The organism is Novipirellula herctigrandis (genome assembly GCA_007859835.1).
Lineage (GTDB): Bacteria > Planctomycetota > Planctomycetia > Pirellulales > Pirellulaceae > Novipirellula_A > Novipirellula_A herctigrandis.
The window spans coordinates 1,207,447-1,208,274 of record SJPJ01000001.1 but is presented as its reverse complement, the minus strand read 5'-3'; the positions used below and the strand labels follow the sequence as shown (position 1 = coordinate 1,208,274).

Annotated in this window: 2 protein-coding genes; both read left to right on the top strand. The window is 54.1% G+C overall.

Annotated features, from left to right (window positions below; all coding sequences use genetic code 11):
* The first annotated feature begins 150 nt into the window (after nt 1-150).
* The gene (locus CA13_RS04190; RefSeq protein WP_146394731.1) at nt 151-549 is read left to right on the top strand and encodes a hypothetical protein; all 399 of its coding nucleotides are present in this window, start codon (nt 151-153) and stop codon (nt 547-549) included.
* Between the two features lie 37 nt (nt 550-586).
* The coding region (locus tag CA13_RS34645; protein WP_419193919.1) for a hypothetical protein at nt 587-828 on the top strand (242 nt) is incomplete at its 3' end.

The window sequence follows — 828 nt, the reverse complement described above, 5'->3', positions numbered from 1 at the left end:
GCCCGTGATCACTTCCACGGAATCGACAATCAAATGGCCGGGATTGCGGGTAACCATCGGATGCAACGGAGGACCGGTGGGTAGTTTTCACGAATGGATAGTCAACTCCCGGTCCCCGCTGATCCGTACCGTTCCGCTTAACAGCTAAACATGCAAAGCCGCGATGCAGACCAAACAAACAGCGAACACGAGCCACGCAACGGTGGTGATGCGTTCGCTCGCAAGGTTGCTGGCTTCGTCATACTTCCCATTATTCTCATTGCTACCTACTTCATCAGCCAGATCCCCTACACGGTATCCAGCTTTCGCCAGTTTGATGACTACGCAAATGGAAAACGAGTGCGATTCACGGGCACATATAGGGAGCTCGTTGGCGACTTCTCGCATGTCGATTTCGACGGGGAAACAATCCTTGTGGTCGTCCAACCTGGGGAGAACCAACTGTCGCCCGATGCTGGGGCAAAATACTGTGTGACTGGTGAACTGCAACGGTCCTGGCAATCGTCGAGCGTAACGATTACCAACGCAGAGTTTCTTCCGTCAAACTAACGCTGACCAATAACGCCGAGATCAGCGGAACCATGCGATGAACCGAAGTCGCGGAATCGTCTTTTTTACGATTGATAATCGATCGCCGCGACTCGGTTATCGCGGCCGTTATCCGATCAACGACGAGCGGTATGCTGGTGTTGGGCCTTGGCGTCACAACACTGGCTTGCGGCTGATGCCGGTGAACGATATGCCCGACGAACCATTCCCTCGGACAACTTTTCTGGTTCGACCTTCTCATCTCCTGATGGCTTGCGTGGGCCTCCTCGTACCGACGAC

Coding starts and splice junctions, on each gene's coding strand:
- CA13_RS04190 (WP_146394731.1), top strand. CDS start 151: ATGCAAAGCCGCGATGCAGACCAAACAAACAGCGAACACGAGCCACGC.